General features: G+C 38.3%; 15 protein-coding genes and 1 riboswitch. Of the genes, 8 read left to right on the top strand and 7 right to left on the bottom strand.

Annotated features, from left to right (window positions below; translation table 11 throughout):
* Nucleotides 1-26 precede the first annotated feature (26 nt).
* Complete coding sequence (locus AC04QZ_RS11825; RefSeq protein WP_478357924.1) at nt 27-2,405, top strand: TonB-dependent receptor; 2,379 nt, start codon at nt 27-29, stop codon at nt 2,403-2,405.
* Nucleotides 2,406-2,410: 5 nt separating this feature from the next.
* Here AC04QZ_RS11825 and AC04QZ_RS11820 read toward each other — a convergent pair whose 3' ends face one another.
* The 3 genes from AC04QZ_RS11820 to panC all read right to left on the bottom strand — a co-directional run bounded on the left by AC04QZ_RS11820 (nt 2,411) and on the right by panC (nt 4,720).
* Entirely contained in the window at nt 2,411-3,394 is a 984-nt protein-coding gene (locus AC04QZ_RS11820; protein ID WP_478357923.1) for a lysylphosphatidylglycerol synthase transmembrane domain-containing protein, read from the bottom strand.
* Between the two features lie 4 nt (nt 3,395-3,398).
* Complete coding sequence (panD, locus tag AC04QZ_RS11815) at nt 3,399-3,749, bottom strand: aspartate 1-decarboxylase (RefSeq protein WP_029274491.1); 351 nt, start codon at nt 3,747-3,749, stop codon at nt 3,399-3,401.
* Nucleotides 3,750-3,874: 125 nt separating this feature from the next.
* Nucleotides 3,875-4,720, bottom strand: coding sequence for a pantoate--beta-alanine ligase (gene panC / locus AC04QZ_RS11810; protein WP_478357922.1), 846 nt, complete (start codon nt 4,718-4,720; stop codon nt 3,875-3,877).
* A 149-nt stretch (nt 4,721-4,869) separates the two neighbouring features.
* Here panC and AC04QZ_RS11805 point away from each other — a divergent pair, with 149 nt between their 5' ends.
* Nucleotides 4,870-5,694 (top strand): glycogen/starch synthase, encoded by an 825-nt coding sequence (locus AC04QZ_RS11805; protein ID WP_478357921.1) that lies wholly within the window; start codon nt 4,870-4,872, stop codon nt 5,692-5,694.
* A gap of 21 nt (nt 5,695-5,715) precedes the next feature.
* Entirely contained in the window at nt 5,716-7,155 is a 1,440-nt protein-coding gene (locus AC04QZ_RS11800; RefSeq protein ID WP_478357920.1) for a DUF4270 family protein, read from the top strand.
* Between the two features lie 146 nt (nt 7,156-7,301).
* On the opposite strand, the gene AC04QZ_RS11795 is transcribed toward AC04QZ_RS11800, so the two are convergent.
* Together AC04QZ_RS11795 and mutY are read right to left on the bottom strand one after the other, a co-directional pair.
* Nucleotides 7,302-7,739, bottom strand: coding sequence for a single-stranded DNA-binding protein (locus AC04QZ_RS11795; protein ID WP_029274486.1), 438 nt, complete (start codon nt 7,737-7,739; stop codon nt 7,302-7,304).
* 52 nt (nt 7,740-7,791) lie between these two features.
* Entirely contained in the window at nt 7,792-8,856 is a 1,065-nt protein-coding gene (gene mutY / locus AC04QZ_RS11790; RefSeq protein ID WP_478357919.1) for an A/G-specific adenine glycosylase, read from the bottom strand.
* A 170-nt stretch (nt 8,857-9,026) separates the two neighbouring features.
* On the opposite strand from mutY, the gene AC04QZ_RS11785 reads away from it, so the two are divergent.
* The 5 genes from AC04QZ_RS11785 (at nt 9,027) to AC04QZ_RS11765 (ending at nt 14,631) form a co-directional block, all read left to right on the top strand.
* On the top strand, nt 9,027-9,329 hold the full coding sequence (locus AC04QZ_RS11785; protein ID WP_025143406.1) for an HU family DNA-binding protein: 303 nt from the start codon (nt 9,027-9,029) through the stop codon (nt 9,327-9,329).
* Nucleotides 9,330-9,340: 11 nt separating this feature from the next.
* The gene (locus AC04QZ_RS11780; protein ID WP_478357918.1) at nt 9,341-10,219 is read left to right on the top strand and encodes a tetratricopeptide repeat protein; all 879 of its coding nucleotides are present in this window, start codon (nt 9,341-9,343) and stop codon (nt 10,217-10,219) included.
* A gap of 281 nt (nt 10,220-10,500) precedes the next feature.
* Nucleotides 10,501-12,051 carry an Rne/Rng family ribonuclease gene (locus tag AC04QZ_RS11775; protein WP_086548723.1) on the top strand — a complete coding sequence of 517 codons (1,551 nt, stop codon included), beginning with the start codon at nt 10,501-10,503 and terminating at the stop codon, nt 12,049-12,051.
* Nucleotides 12,052-12,466: 415 nt separating this feature from the next.
* Nucleotides 12,467-13,843 (top strand): DNA repair protein RadA, encoded by a 1,377-nt coding sequence (gene radA, locus AC04QZ_RS11770; RefSeq protein WP_478357917.1) that lies wholly within the window; start codon nt 12,467-12,469, stop codon nt 13,841-13,843.
* Between the two features lie 323 nt (nt 13,844-14,166).
* Nucleotides 14,167-14,631: a DUF4920 domain-containing protein gene (locus AC04QZ_RS11765; protein WP_086548721.1), complete on the top strand. Its 465-nt coding sequence runs from the start codon at nt 14,167-14,169 to the stop codon at nt 14,629-14,631.
* Nucleotides 14,632-14,904: 273 nt separating this feature from the next.
* Here the strand turns inward: AC04QZ_RS11765 and AC04QZ_RS11760 are convergent, their stop codons facing one another.
* Both AC04QZ_RS11760 and AC04QZ_RS11755 read right to left on the bottom strand, forming a co-directional pair.
* Complete coding sequence (locus AC04QZ_RS11760; protein WP_086548720.1) at nt 14,905-15,969, bottom strand: branched-chain amino acid aminotransferase; 1,065 nt, start codon at nt 15,967-15,969, stop codon at nt 14,905-14,907.
* A 146-nt stretch (nt 15,970-16,115) separates the two neighbouring features.
* Nucleotides 16,116-17,081 carry a tryptophan 2,3-dioxygenase family protein gene (locus AC04QZ_RS11755; protein ID WP_086548719.1) on the bottom strand — a complete coding sequence of 322 codons (966 nt, stop codon included), beginning with the start codon at nt 17,079-17,081 and terminating at the stop codon, nt 16,116-16,118.
* A gap of 64 nt (nt 17,082-17,145) precedes the next feature.
* Nucleotides 17,146-17,208: riboswitch (Fluoride riboswitch) on the top strand.
* Nucleotides 17,209-17,226 lie beyond the last annotated feature (18 nt).

Below are 17,226 nucleotides of genomic sequence, written 5' to 3'. Positions count from 1 at the left end.
CATTCTGCAAATCCAAACACACGAAGATGAAACCGACATTGCTATCATGCCTATTCTTATTTATATCTCTATTTTTAAATGCACAAGCGCTTAAAGGAAGATTAATTGACCGTAAAACCAACCAGGCAATACCTTTAGCCAATTTGGCTCTGGCCGATAAAGACCATCCAACAATGATCAAACATACCAATAGTGATACCACCGGTTTCTTCGAATTTAAAGGTCTGCTAAACGGAAAATACATCTTGTCGGTTACTTTAATTGGTTATCAAAAGGCACAAAAAGAATTATTCATCAATCAGAATAACCCAAAAACAATAGATGTGGGCGACATTTTAATGGATGAAGACGCTAACCTACTCCAAGAAGTAACCATAACAGGGGGAGCACCAAATTTTAGCAAGCAAAATGGTCAGATTAAAATCGGTATTGCCAACAATGTGTTTTTCAAGTCCGCCTCCAATTTGTTAGACGTATTTAAGAAACTACCTGGTCTGCAGGTTAATGAGGATGGAACAATCTTAATGGCAAGCAGAGCAACTCCGACCCTATTTGTTGACGGCAAACCCGCGAACATGAACAGCGATGAAATCATTTCTTACCTAAGCAGTTTGTCGCCAGATATGGTCGAATCTATTGAAATGATTAACCAGCCTTCATCTAAGTATGATGGGGAATATCAGGGAATTATCGATGTTAAACTGAAGCGAAATCAGTCTTTAGGTTTAAGAGGCACTTATAATACTCGCTTTCAACGAAATAATTACAGTTTATTGGATAATAATTTATCCCTGGTGCTTAAAACAAACCGGTTTGTGTACGATTTAAAGCTGGGTCATACCAGCGGGAGCACTTTTTATAAGTATTATTCTTTGCAGTATTTAGCCAATACAAATGCCATGACTACCGATACCAGAACCGTTACCTCCAACCAAAACTTTAATGTGCAGGCAAGGGTAACTTATGAGGCAAAAAAAGGGCAAAACCTTGAAGCTTTTGTACGCACATACCAAATGGATAGAAATGCGGTGTCTGGCAATCAATTACTTACCCAAACCACTAACTTAGATCAAACCATTTCGCTGGTTAAAAGCGCTAATAATGCCTTTCCTAAGCATCATAATTATTCAGGCGGGATCAATTATGATGCGCAATTTAAGAATAGCGAACTTCACGTAATTACCTCTTTAGCCCAAATTGACAATCGTCAAACCGAAGACATCCAGAATCGTAACCTAGTTAACAATCAATTGTTAAATCACTGGGAAACAACCTCTAGAAATAGTATAATGATTCATATTGCACAAGCAGATTACACCCAAAAAATAGGTGAAGGTAAACTGGAATTCGGCGGAAAATTTGCATATACAACCACTCAGAACAACCTTCGCTATGATACACTTGCCAATGATGTTTTTAACCTAGATCCTAATCGGAGTAACCAGTTCCGCTACCAGGAGTATATTGGTGCAGGCTACCTTTCTTACATCGGCCAATGGAGTAAGTTTAATTACAGTTTAAGTTTAAGAGCAGAACATACGCATACGATAGCCAATTCGATTACTACTGGCAACATTGCAGAAAAAAAGTATATAAAGTGGCTCCCAAGCTTGAACATTACTTACGCCTTTAACGAAAGCGAACAGCTCAGCTTCAGTTATACCCGGCGATTAACAAGGCCAACCTTTGCCATGTTAAACCCTTTTCGTTTTTATTACAGTCCACGGCATTATTGGATAGGCAATCCTTACCTGCAACCCTCCACAACTAGTCTTTTCGCGCTGTCTTACAGTAGAAAAAGCCTTAACATTTCGCTAAATGCTGGAAAGGAAACAGATCCAATGGGTCGTTATCCCGAATATAATCCAGTGACTAATGAACTGATTTTTCTGGGCAGGAACCTACCCTACAGAAAATTTGCAAATCTACAGGTAAGCGCCCCCATAACAATAAACAAATGGTGGCGGATGAATAACAACATCACCTTCTATTACAACAAGGAGCTAACACCTTACTTTGGAAATACTTACGAAATACCTATATATAATTATGCGGTTAATGGTAGCCAGGTTTTTACCTTAAAAAATTGGGTATTGGATGTAAGTTATACCTATGAATCGAAAAGTGGCAATGGACTTTATATTATGGCTCCAGTTTATGGGGTTGATTTTGGCGTGCAAAAAGCCTGGTTTAAAAACAGGATCAATACTAAACTTACGCTTTATGATGCTTTCGATAACATTAAAAGAAGGCTTATTTTCAGAGAGAAAAGCATTATCGATAACGATTTCTACCACTATTTTGCTTCGCAAAGATTGGTTTTTAGTTTAACTTTTAATTTTGGCAGTTCGACTTACAAAGCCATGGAAAACAAAAAAAGTGAAGAAGAGAACAGGGCCAATTAAGGAAATTAATTACTTTTTTGTCTCTTAAATAAAATCAGCATGAGGCTTAAACAGCCCAATACCAATATGAGCAAAACCTGCGAAGAATGGATAATGGTTGAGTAGGCTAAACCATCTTTAAAAGATATGCCATACAATACCAACGATTGGGCAACCATCCAATGGAAAACACCAATACCGCCCTGAACTGGTGCTGCCATAGCAAAACCAGAAAAAACAATGGCTGTAAATGCGGCATTAAAATGTAAGCCCGCGGTAGCTTGGATAGCAGAAAAAGCAAAATACATGGAAAGTGAGTAGAATAGCCAAATACCCAGGGTATAGGTTAAGAACAAACCTTTTTGCTTTAGTTTACTGTATGAGCCGAAGCCCTGACGAAGGTTTACAAAAATCCGCAGGAATTTATTACTGAACTTTTGACGGAGAAAATAGATTGCGACTAAAATAAGAGAAAGCAAAACAATGCCAATTCCAAGCAGCCATAAATAATTAATGGCGCCTAATTTTTTAACGAGGTTAAGATAAATGACATTGTACAAAAAGTCGGAAACGATATCATATTGAAAGGTTACCATGGCTACACTGGTTAGAAAAAGCACCAGTACATCAAAAAGCCGCTCGGTAATTACAGTGCCAATGGAAGCAAACATAGGTACCTTTTCTGCTTTATGAATAACCGAACAGCGGCCAATTTCACCAAAACGGGGTAATGCAAGATTAGCCAAGTAACCGATCATGACGGCATGGTAGGCATTCCAGAAACTTACTTTGTAATGGATAGACTGATAGAGCATCTGCCAGCGCAAAGCCCTCAATACATGGGCAATTAAAACAGTAACAGCAGAAATAACTACCCAAAAGTAATTGGCAGTTTTAATTTCCTGCCAAATCTTTTCTAAATCCTGACCCCGAAAAGCTAAATATAAAACCCCTACTCCTATTAAAAACAGGATGATATACTTTAGCGCTGTTTTGAGGTCGAATATCACAAGGTTATTTTAGCAAATGATTGTTATCGTCAGGAAAAACCAATATTGGATTATATTTTTTAGCTTCTTCTATCGGCAATGAGCCGTAAGACATAATGATCAGAATATCGCCAAGCTGTGCCAAACGGGCTGTAGCACCATTTAAACAGATGGTTCCGGTACCGCGTTCGCCTTTAATTACATAGGTTTCGAAACGTGCACCATTATTATTATTTACAATCTGCACCTTTTCATTAGCGATAATGTTAGCTGCATCCATCAAATCTTCATCTATCGTAATACTGCCAACGTAGTTTAACTCGGCCTGTGTTACCCTAACACGGTGTATTTTCGATTTTAATATTGTGATAACCATTCGGCAAAGTTAGTAATCAGTTTGGAGTTTCACTAACGGAAGATGTAAGAGAGATGTAATATGGAAAATGGATGATGGAAAAAGGATCATAACTACCTCATCCATCTTACCCCTCCCATTTTACCTTATTTTATAATCATATTATCAATCAGCCTGGTCGATCCTACTTTCGCAGCAACCAGGGCAACTAAGTTATTTTCGTCTTTTGATTTGGCAGGCTCGAGTGTATTGCCGTTGGCAATTGTAAAATAATCGAGTTCTACACCATCAATATCCTGATAGAAGGCTTTTGCCTTATCTACCAGTTCTGCAAGTGAATATTCATTAAAATGATCGGTAACGAACTGCAGCGATTTACTCAGCACGAGCGAATGTGTGCGGTCATCGGCTGATAAATGGATATTCCGGCTACTCATGGCTAAACCATCATCTTCGCGGATAATCGGACAGGTAATAATGGTGATGGGCAGCTTAAAATAAGCCAGCATATTCTTAATCATTAATACCTGCTGGAAATCTTTCTGTCCGAACATGGCCACATCGGGCTCAACGGCATCAAACAGTTTTTTTACAATCTGTGTTACGCCCTGATAATGGCCTTTTCTAAATTCGCCTTCCAATAGGAATTCGGCATTACCCAAATCAATGTGCCAGGCTTCGTCGGCCCCTGCAGGATACATCTCCTCTACATTAGGCATAAACACCCCGTTACAACCGGCATCGGCCAACATGGCCAAATCGTGTTCGATCGGGCGTGGGTATTTCTCTAAATCTTTAGGATCTGTAAACTGTGTTGGATTTACGAAAATGCTACAGATAATGATATCGGCATTTTGCTGTGCCAGTTTTATCAACGATATATGGCCATTGTGCAAGGCACCCATAGTAGGCACAAGTGCTATTTTTTTACCTGATGCTTTTAAGGGTTTTAAAAAAGCCTTAAGTGCTGCTTTGGTTTTAAATATTTCCAATTTGGACAAACTAAATTAAAGCCGTAAAGGTGTAAATTAATCTAAACGAAACCAAACAAATGCTTGCTATATTGATAAATAGTATTATTATGCTTACCTTTGCAGCTCATTATCTTTTATTTAACTTAATATTTTCTTAGAATATGGAGATGGCAAAAACGAAGCTGCTGATTGTTACACACGAGATGTCGCCTTTCCTCGAGCTTACTAAAATTTCTGAAATCACGCGCCAATTACCACAAGCTATGCAAGAAAAAGGATTCGAAATCCGCATCTTGATGCCTAAATTTGGTAACATCAACGAAAGAAGAAATCGTTTACACGAAGTAATCCGCTTATCAGGAATGAACATCATTATCGATGACAACGATAATCCTTTAATCATTAAAGTAGCCTCCATCCCAGCTGCGCGCATGCAAGTTTATTTCTTAGACAATGAAGAATATTTCCAACGCAAACAAGTATTCAGAGATGCAAGCGGAAAATTCTTCGACGACAATGACGAACGTACAGTTTTCTTCTGTAAAGGTGCATTGGAAACGGTTAAAAAATTAGGCTGGGCACCAGATATCGTTCACTGTCATGGCTGGATGAGTGCACTAGTACCTGCTTACATTAAAACGACTTATAAAAACGATCCTACTTTTAAAAATTCGAAAGTAGTATATTCTGTTTATGAGGATGGCTTTACAGAGAAATTAAATCCTAATTTTTCTAAGAAAGCAGTGATGGCCAATATGACTGAAGATGATACGAAAGCATTCTTGCCTTCTGATTGCGACAGCATGCACATTGGTGCCATAACACACTCAGACGCAGTCGTTTTAGCAGATGAAAACCTAAATAAAGATGTGTTAAAATTTGTTAAAGATTCCAATAAGCCAACATTAGCTTTTAACTTAACCGAGAATTTTGAAAACTTCTATACTTTTTATGAAGAAATTTCGAATGACGAATTGGTTTCACTTGCTTAATTAGGTATTATTATTTTAAATATGAAATTTACAAAACAAGACTTATTAACCCTGTTGATAGGTCTTTTTCTTTTTGCATCATGCAAAAACCCTGATGGTGTGGGTTTAGATGTTGATCCGGCTACAGCCATTACCGGAACGCTGGTGGTATCTCAGGTGAAGTCTCAACTTGTAAAAGAAGACGCCGCCAATACCTACGGATTAAACCGTTATCCATTGGGATATATGGTAGACCCTAGTTTTGGAAAAACAGAAGCCGCTTTAGCCTTAACGGTTTACCCGGTGAGTACGAGTTACGATTTCGGTACTTCTCCGGTATTAGACTCTGCAGTTTTGGTATTAAAAATTGATACAACCTCTACATTAACCAAATTTTACGGCGATACCACCAATTCTAAATACAGCATTGATGTTTATCAGTTAGCCAATAAGGTTACAACTTATAAAAGTTCTGATGTACAGGCCATCAACAATACGCTCTTAGGTAACTTTACAGGTAAACTGGCACCAAACACCAAAAGAAAGGTATTTGATATTGTTACTGGCAAAGCCGATACTTTAAAAACGGTACCTGCGCAAATCAGAATCCCGTTAAACAAGGCATTTATACAAAACGCCATACTAAACTTAGGTACCACCGGAACAGCCACAGATGCGAAGTTTATAGAATCGTTTAAAGGTTTATATGCACAGATCAATAAAACATCTTCTACAGGTGTTGGCGGGATTGCATTCCTTAACTTTTCGGGAACTGACTCTTACCTGCAGCTGGTTTGGAAAAAAACAAACTCATCAAACGGGATAGATACTACAAGTGTAAATTTCCCTGTAGGCCGGTTAGTTTCAAACTCCAGCGGAAGTGCAACTTTAATTTCAGGAGTAGCGGCAAACATTAAACACGATTACACAGGTACGCCAGTACAAACACAAATTGACGTTCCAACGCCAACAGATCCAACGCAACAATATAATGTAACCTATTTACAAGGCTTGGCTGGTGTAAAAACAAAACTCACTTTCCCGCAATTGACAAGTTTTACGAGCACTTACGGAAAAGCAATTATCAACAAGGCAGAATTAGTGGTTGAGCTTGGCGAAAGTGCGCCAGCATACCCTTTTAATGCTGCTCAACGACTTTCTTTATACCGCTGGGATATTGCACAGCAAGCTGCTGATATACCTGATTATGCAACGTTTTCAAGCAGCGCTTCTGGTGGTGCATCTCTTTTTGGCGGTTATTTTGATTCGTTAAAGAAACGCTACATCTTTATTGTAACCAGTTATGTGCAAAGCTTAATTGATAAAGATGTGGAAGATTATGGCACATTCCTGGCCCCTACATCTTATACCGATTTTCAGAAAGCACCAAGTGCTACATCTGCTGAAAGATCGATTATTGGTGCCAGCAATGCAACTGCAAGTAAGATCAAGTTAAATATTTACTACACTAAAATTAATTAACGGTTTTAGTGCGATCACAAAAAACTCCTGCCAGCAAGACTGGCAGGAGTTTTTTTTTGCCTCATGATTTTAGCTTCATCAAATAAAAGGGCATAAAAAAAGCTACCCCTCATCAGGTAGCTTTTTTTATGTATTTAAACGCCTAATTAAAACGGAAGGTCTCCATTTTCATCTGATGGCCCAATAGTAAATTCATCTTCAATTTTTGCTTCAGAGCTTTGATGCGTTGGTGTAGTCGGGCTTTGCTCGAAATCACTTTTTCTGCCTAACATCGTAAAGTTTTCGGCCACAATTTCTGTTACATATTTTTTAACCTTTTCTTTATCTTCAAAGGATCTTGTTCTTAGCTTACCCTCTATATATACCAATTTGCCTTTCTGCAGGTATTTCGAAGCTACTTCGGCCAGGCCACGCCATAACACAATATTGTGCCACTCCGTTTGCTCTACTCTCTTACCGTCTTTGTTGTATGTTTCCGATGTAGCTAATGGAAAACTGGCTACTGTTACGCCACCGTCTAAATGTCGCACTTCAGGGTCTTTGCCTAAGTGGCCTACTAAAATAACTTTGTTAATCCCAGACATAAATATTTTTGGTTAGTTGTTTCGTTTTCTAAATGCGCACCGAATAAGATGGTTAGTTACTCCATATGTTCTTATAAAAATATTCCTGAACAAAATCATGGATTACTTTTGGTTGCGGTAACTCATCTAATTTACTTAAAGAAACCCAATTAAGTTCCTTTTGTTTACTAAAGTTAAATATATAATTTTTTAATGCAAAAAATTGCACATGGATTATTTGGTGAGTTAATATGTGTTTTTTGGCGCTTATAAAAGTAAAACTGGCCTCATCTCCGAATGCAGATTTTACCTGATCGACGAATAATGGATCGCTCCATTCGTAGGCTTCCATTGTTTCCATACCAGGAAAATCGTATAAATGCTGCCATATGTCTCCTGCCTGCCGCTCCCTGATTAATACTTTTTCACCTCCAAAACAAACAAAATAATTGATATAGCGATGTTTTTGTTCGGCTTTACGGATTTTAACCGGAAGCACATTTACCTGGCTCTGGTTAAATGCATAACAGTTCTGGTTAAGCGGACAAATACCACAATTGGGCGATTTTGGCTTGCACTGCATGGCCCCAAACTCCATAATCGCCTGATTATATAAAGCCGGGTCTTCTTTATAAAGCAAATCATTTGCAAGCGCATAAAACTCTTTTTTGCCGGCCGGGCTATTAATTGGGGTAGCTAAACCATAGAACCTGGAGAGTACCCGAAAAACGTTTCCATCAACTACAGCCCGCGCTTCTCCCGACGAAAATGAGGAGATGGCAGCAGCGGTATATTCACCAATTCCTTTCAATTTTATAAGCTCATCATGCAGATTTGGGAAGATTCCATGGTAATCTTTCACCACAATTTGAGCAGTTGCATGCATATTTCTCCCCCTTGAGTAATAACCCAGACCTTGCCAAAGCTTTAAAACTTTAGCTTCAGTAGCACTGGCAAAATCGGCAACTGTAGGAAAATTTTCTAAAAACCTGTTAAAGTATGGAAGCCCCTGTTCTACCCGTGTTTGTTGTAAAATAACCTCTGATAACCAGATGGTATAGGCATCCCGGGTATGCCTCCAGGGCAAATCTCTCTTGTTTATTAGGTACCAATTGATGAGTTCATTTTGAAAAGTCATTGGTGCAAATTACGGTCTATTTATCCGATTAAAAAAAAACTTGCAATTGCCTGATAAGTCTGGCAATAAAAAAATCATCTTTTATTTCCCTATCTCATTAAAAAGCAATACTTTTGCAACCCCAAAACAGTAGTAATATTAAAACATAATAATATAATAAATAATAAAATATGACTAAGGCAGATATTATTTCAGAAATATCAACAAAAACCGGAATTGAGAAGGTTGATGTACAGGAAACAGTTGAGGCATTTTTCAAGGTTATCAAAACCAGCATGATTGGCGGTGAAAATGTATACGTTAGAGGCTTCGGAAGCTTTGTTGTTAAAAAGAGAGCGCAAAAAACTGCGAGAAATATCTCAAAAAACACTGCAATAATTATCCCTGAACACTTCGTTCCTAGCTTTAAACCAGCAAAAGTATTTGTTGATAAAGTGAAAAGTAATTCAAAAAAAATTAACGTAGAAGCCTAAGTCTTTAATATATGAATAGCAACATCAGATCTAAACAAACCATTGTTATTGGAGCGATTGTATTGCTTGTTGCATTCTTATTTACGAGAGACATTAAGGGTTTGGTTAAACCAACAGAAGAAAATGGAAAAATGCCTTCAAGTGGCCAAATGGCCGGAGCAGCTTCTCCATCAACAACATCGGTACTAAACCTCGAAACTTCGTCTACAGCTGCAAAAAATGTGATCAATAAAAATTTGGCTACAGACATTACAGCTTTAGAAAATAGCTACAAAGGCGCAAATGGCGCAGAAAAGATTGAACTTGCTAAACAACTGGCTCAGAAATGGGACGATGTGGAACAAATCACCCCATCTGCACTGTATTTAGAAGTTGTAGCCCAAGGCGAACCATCATCAAAATCGTGGTTAGCTGCAGGTAATCAGTTTATAAAAGCTTTTGAAAGCACACAAGATAGCATAGCGCAGCCTGTTTTATTGCAGAAAGCCAATGCATCTTACAAAAATGCACTAGAGAAAGACTCTACAAACATTGAAGCTAAAACAGGCTTAGGTGTAACCATAGTAAACGGCCTAGGCGCACCAATGCAAGGTATTGCCATGTTGTTAGAAGTTGTGGCTAAAGAACCTAAAAATGTAAAGGCGAATATGAATTTAGGATTGTTCTCGATAAAATCAGGTCAGTTTGACAAAGCAATTCCTCGTTTTAATACCGTAATTGCCACTGCTCCAACCCCTGAAGCCTATTTTTATTTAGGAACAGCTTTAGAAAATTTAGGCAGAAATAAAGAAGCAGTAGATGCTTACCTATCAAGCAAAAAATTAGCGGCTAACCCAACCTTATCTTCATTCATTGATAAGAAGGTGGCTGAACTAAAGAATAAAAATTAATTAACAGATTAATAAAAACATTTAAAACTTAAAACTATGCCAAGCGGTAAAAAAAGAAAGAGACATAAAATGGCTACCCACAAACGTAAAAAACGTTTAAGAAAAAACAGACATAAGAAAAAATAGTTTCTTATTTTGATAAAGCCAGTTAAACCTCATAGTAAACACTATGAGGTTTAAACAATTTATATGATTTTTTTTATTGTATATCTTTTTGGCTACATCACTGTTTTTATTTACTATCCATTTGTTAATAGGCGAAAGCCTTAAATCTGTAGCTGTTGGTAAAAGAATTAATTATCAATTCGACTCCTGCCGGAGTTACCATAGCGTTGATTGAAGACAAACAACTTGTTGAGCTTCACAAAGAACAAATCAATAATAACTACGCTGTAGGCGATATTTATTTAGGCCGCATTAAAAAAATTATGCCCGGCCTGAATGCTGCTTTCGTGGATGTTGGTTATGAAAAAGATGCTTTTTTGCATTACTTTGATTTGGGCCCTCAGGTGCAATCTTTAATTAAGCTAACGAAGATCAAGCGTAATGGCTCGGTTACAGGCACATTATTAGATAATTTAAAGCTAGAAGCCGATATTAATAAGGCAGGCAAAATTTCTGATGTGCTCAGTAAAAACATGCTCCTCCCTGTACAAATTGCCAAAGAACCAATTTCTACAAAAGGTCCGCGTTTAAGTTCCGACATTTCGATTGCCGGCAGGTATGTGGTACTGGTGCCATTCTCCAATACCATATCTGTATCAAAAAAAATTAAAAGTAATACCGAACGTAATCGTTTAAAAAAGATTATTGAAAGTATTAAACCTCAAAATTTTGGGGTTATTATCAGAACCGTTTCTGAAGGCAGAGGCGTTGCCGAAATGCAAAAAGATCTTTTAGATTTAATTGCTAAATGGGAAAACTTCATTAAAAAAATGCCATCTACCGAACCTTCAAAAAGAGTTTGGGGAGAAATGGACAGATCATCAACGTTAATCCGTGATATTCTGAATCCTGATTTTACAAACGTTTACGTAAGTACACCAGAGCTGTACGATGATATCCGTTCTTATGTCCACGATATTTCTCCTGAAATGGAAAAGATCGTTAAACTGTACAAACAGAAAGAACCTATCTTCGATCATTTCGGTGTAGAAAAGCAGATTAAAAATGCTTTTGGTAAAACAGTAAACTTACCAGGTGGTGCTTACCTTGTAGTAGAGCACACTGAAGCACTCCACGTCATAGACGTGAATAGTGGAAACCGTACTGCCAGTAAAGAAAACCAGGAGGAAAATGCTTTACAGGTAAACAAAGAGGCGGCTAAAGAAATTGCCCGTCAATTGCGCCTGCGCGATATGGGCGGTATTGTGGTAATCGATTTTATCGATATGCACAAACCAACAAACCGTAAAATGCTGTTCGATTATTTGCGTGAGCTGATGTTATTGGATAGAGCCAAACACACTATTTTGCCTCCAAGCAAATTTGGTTTGGTACAAATTACCAGACAACGTGTTCGTCCGGAAATGAATATTGTTACGGTAGAAAAATGTCCGGCCTGCGATGGGACCGGAGAAATTAAAGCGAGTATCGTTTTAATGGATGATATTGAGAACAACCTTAATTATATTTTAAGAGAGCAGAATGAAAAAGGTGTAACACTTTGCGTACACCCATACATCGAAGCTTATATTACAAAAGGCATTTTCAACCTTCAACGCCGCTGGTTCTTTAAATATGGCCAATGGATTAAAGTTAAGGCACAATCATCATATTACTTAACTGAGTTTCACTTCATCTCCGCAAAAGATGAAGAGATTAAATTATAACTCAAAACACATTATAGAAAGCCTGGATTTTAAAAATCCGGGCTTTCTTGTTTTAGAAAAAAGGAGATTAACCTAAGTAATTTAAACCTGACAGCAGCGGGCATCCCGATTTTCCATCGGGATAAAGCGAATGGCAGGGCTTCCGGAACCGATAAACAGAGAAACCTGCTTTCCAAAAAAACAACAATTGTATTCTCTAAAAATCATATATTGATTAGAAAAGCAAATACAGAAGCCATTGGGTTATAGCAGCCCCGCCATTTGTTATAACCCCCGATAAAGAATCGGGGGCTGCCACGTCTGTCGGGTTTAGAACCGACTGGTTCATCTAAGTAACTCAAACCCCACAGCTTTCACAAATTTGCAGGGTTTATCAAGGAGAAAGGTTAAATTCGTAATCTAAAATTTTAATCAATTGGCAAAATCAAAAAGTGCATTTTTCTGTCAGAGCTGTGGCTACGAATCGGCAAAATGGTTGGGTAAATGTCCATCATGTAACCAATGGAATACCTTTGTAGAAGAAATAGTAGAAAAAAGCTCAGCTGCTGTTCCCACCTGGAAAAGCGATACATCTAGTCGTAAATTAAGCAAACCAAGTAAAGTTGATGAAATACAATCATCAACTGAACGTAGAATATTAACTGGTGATAAAGAATTAGACCGCGTATTGGGTGGTGGATTGGTAGAAGGATCGCTGGTATTAATTGGTGGCGAACCGGGTATCGGAAAATCAACCTTAATGCTTCAGCTTGCGCTAAACCTAAAAGGAAAGAAACTCCTCTATATTTCTGGCGAAGAAAGTGAGCAGCAAATTAAAATGCGGGCAGAAAGGATCCAGGAAAGCCCATCATCCAACTGTTACATTTTAACCGAAACCTCTACACAAAATATATTTAAACAGATCGAAATTCTGGAGCCCGAAATTTTAGTGGTAGATTCTATCCAGACTTTGCATTCAGCGCATATCGATTCAACCCCGGGCAGCGTATCGCAGGTAAGGGAATGTACCGCCGAACTTTTGCGTTTTGCAAAAGAAACCGGTGTACCGGTATTCCTTATCGGCCACATTACCAAAGATGGCGCCATTGCAGGGCCTAAAATCCTCGAACACATGGTGGACACCGTTTTGCAGTTTGAAGGCGACAGGCACCACGTTTACCGCATTTTACGATCGATTAAAAACCGTTTTGGTGCGGCAGCAGAATTGGGGATTTACGAAATGCAAGGCAGTGGCTTAAGGGAAGTATCTAATCCATCAGAAATTTTGTTATCACAGCGCGACGAAGAGCTGAGCGGAATTGCCATAGCTGCAACCTTAGAAGGCGCCAGACCCATGTTGATTGAAACACAGGCCCTGGTAAGTTCGGCAGCATATGGAACTCCTCAACGTTCTGCAACAGGCTTTGATACCAAAAGGATGAATATGCTCCTGGCTGTTTTAGAAAAACGCTGTGGTTTCAGGTTAAGTACACAAGATGTTTTCTTAAATATCGCCGGCGGAATCAGAGTAGAAGACCCTGCAATTGACCTGGCCGTATTGATTGCCATCATCTCATCGCACCAAGATATCGCGGTGTCTTCAAAAAATTGTTTTGCAGCAGAAGTAGGTCTGTCAGGAGAAATCAGGGCAGTAAACAGAATCGAACAACGCATTGCCGAAGCAGACAAATTGGGTTTCGAAACCATTTATATCTCTAAATACAACCTGAAAGGAATTGCTACAGAAAAATACAACCTTGAGATTAAAGCAGTAAGTAAAATAGAAGAAGTGTTCAGTCTTGTTTTTGGATAGATAAAGTTGGGGAAACCGCTCAACAACATTCCTCACAAAGCAGAGAATATTCCACATTTCTACAACATCATCGAGCATTAATAAACCTCGTAAAAAACAACAACTATCTGAATACAAGAATATTAAATCCAATGAAAACAAAAATTAAAATTTTGGATTCTGGTTTGCCTATAAAAATTGAGATGTAAATCATAGAAAGTGATCTACACGATTATAGGGATGATTTTCCTCGTTAATGGATGTTAACGAGGATTTTTTGTTTCCATTATTTAGAAAAAATTTAAATAACTTTGATTAGATTATAACCGGATAATAATAAAATCATGAAAAAAATCATTTTAAGCTTGAGCTTTTGCCTGTTTACGGCATTGTCATTTGCTCAAACCGCATATACTGGTCAAAAATTTGGCGAAGAAGTTAAACCAGGTGATGTAAAACCAGCTGCAAAAATGGAAGCTGCTATGGGGGATAAAAAAACCGCCGATATGAAAATCGAAGGCAAAGTAGTGGATGTGTGTAAGAAAAAAGGCTGCTGGATGACGTTAGAAATGCCTAACGGCGATCCAATGCGGGTAACTTTTAAAGATTATGCATTCTTTATGCCAATGGATATAGTTGGCAAAAAAGTAGTTTTGGATGGCATAGCGAAGAAACAAAGCATTTCTGTAGAAACTTTACGCCATTATGCAGAAGACGCTAAAAAATCTCCTGAAGAAGTCGCTAAAATTACCGATCCTAAAAAGGAACTGGCATTCGAAGCTAAAGGCGTGGTGATTTTAGATAAATAGTAAAAGTCAGAAGACGGAAGTCCGAGGTCAGAAGCCGGAAGTCTAAAGAGCTGAATTTTGCTAAAATAAATTACCAATATCCTATATGAAATCCTTCATCTCGACTAAAGCGTAGTCCAGACTGTTTGGGAGAGAGATCTATAATAGATTTAGCTTCGCTGAGCACTACATGGTTCTCGACCACATTATACCCCGCTCTAAATGACGATATTATAAAAAAATAAACCCCGATACAGCTATTGCATCGGGGTTTATTTTTAGGAGTGATGATCTTTATATCACCCAGTTCCAACCAAATTCGTCAGGTGCTAAACCATAACGGATATCGTTCAGTTTTTTAGCAATGCCGTTAGAAATATGTCTGGTTGATGGATCGGTCAATTTATAGATCTGACCATTATAGCCCATTTCGCCTACATGCGTTACGGTAGCTGCAGTTCCTGCGGCAAAAGCCTCGGTTAAGCTTCCGTTTTCGATTCCTTCAATCACTTCTTTAACAGAAACCCTACGTTCTTCAACTTCTACTCCTGCATCTTTAGCCAGTTTGATAATGGTATCACGTGTTACACCATCCAAAACGGTACTGCGTACTGATGGCGTAACCAATTTACCATTAATTACAAAAAGTAAGTTGGCTGTTCCAGCTTCTTCAATAAACTCATGTGTTACAGAGTCTGTCCAGATCAATTGATCGTAACCTTCTTTTTTAGCCTGCTCGAAAGGATATAACGAACGTGCGTAATTACCGGCAGTTTTGGCAAAGCCTACACCACCCTCATCTGCACGTGTAAATTCAGTTTCGATTTTAACCTTTAATGCACTGCTGTAATATGGACCAGTTGGGGTAGTTAATAAAGCAAACTTATAAGTATCAGATGCTTTAACACCTAAATAAGGATCCATTGCAAACATTACCGGACGGATATATAAAGCATAATCTTCCTGATTAGGCACCCATTTCTCATCAACGTTGATCAATGCCGCCAAACCTTGCATAAAAATTTCTTCAGGTATGCCTGGCATCGACATTCTTGCCGCCGATTTGTTAAAACGTTCGAAGTTTTTATCTGCACGGAACACACTAATCTTTCCATCTGGCTGACGATAAGCTTTTAATCCTTCGAAAATTGCCTGTCCATAATGAAGTGCAGAAATTGCAGGGCTCATCGGAATCGGGCCATAAGGAAGAATCTGTAAATTTTTCCATTCGCCATCTTCGTAGTCGGCAGTAAACATGTGATCGGTAAAAACCTTACCGAACGGTAATTGCGAAAAATCAGTAACAGTCAAACGTGTTTGGTCTGCTTTGGTGATTTTTATATCTAATGTCTCGGTCATACTTTTATTTTTTTGAATGAGTGATTGATTGAAATGATGAAGTGTTTTGCACCTCAATTATCTAATTCAGTAATTCACTCATTCTGTCATTAATTATTTCGCGCAAATTAAGAAAAAACAGGCTTTTTTAATAGCTTTTTACAATATTAATCTTTGTTTTTGAGTGTTTTAAGTACACTAAGCACCCAGCCTTTACCCCACTCTTCCATTTGCTCACCGGTCCATAAGAACGGATAAAAAATTCTTTTTTGAAAACGCGGAGGCAGGTACTTTTGCCAGTTGGTTCCACCTGTTGCAGCAATATCAACGGGATCTTTTTCCAAATAACGTACGGCCGATTTATAGTGCGATAAAGGCCACTCTACATTTACGTACAAATCAAGCTTACGTAATTCTTCTGCAAGTGCAGTAACATCGGCACCATTTGCTTGCAACTGATGGTATAAAGCGGAGAAATTGGTTAAAGTACGATCTTTGGCCAGCTGTAAAAACTGTGCCGCATACTTTTTAATAAATTGCTTTAAGGTTAAAGTTTGCTTACCTGAAGCCAGTTCGGTTGCACCAAATTTCCAGTAAATATTTTCGAATTGTTCTTCTATGCTTGCCGTACTTAGTTCTTCACGTTTGGTTTTATCTACTAATCGGATAAAATCCGTAGCGCAGATTTCGATCATTCGGTACTGGCCCGACTGGAATCCACTGGCAGGCAATAACGACATGCGGAATTTCAGGAATTGTTCTTTTTCCATACCATCAACCATCACCTCGAAAGAAGTGGTTAAAGCATTAAAATAAGCATTAATCCGTTTTACACGTGCAGTAAAAAATTCGACAGTTAAATTTTCATGCTCCGCAATCTGTCTGCATTCGTGCAGCGCAAGCTTAAAATAAAGCTCGGTGATTTGGTGGTACATGATAAAAATCTCTTCATCAGGGATGGGTGTTTTAGGATTCTGCAAGCTCAGCAAAGTATCCAAATGAATGTAGTCCCAATAGGTTAAGAAATCGGCATATAAAAGTCCATCAAGGTATGATGCCATATCTTGCCCCATTGCGGTGTACTTTTCCTGTAGTTGGTGTAGTTTGTCTTTTATTTCGGGTGTGAAATCCATTGTTTAAAGTTAGCTGCACAAAGGTGATAAAGATTTTGCAACAAATAACTAAATTTTATACATTTGAAACGATGGCGATGGAGTACCGCCAAAACCGCCCAAACAGGCTGATGACTCCTACGATTTTTATTTAAAATTGAATTCA

The organism is Pedobacter folensis, from assembly GCF_056490665.1.
Note: the sequence above shows the minus strand (reverse complement) of the source record. Positions and strands in the feature narration are given on the sequence as shown.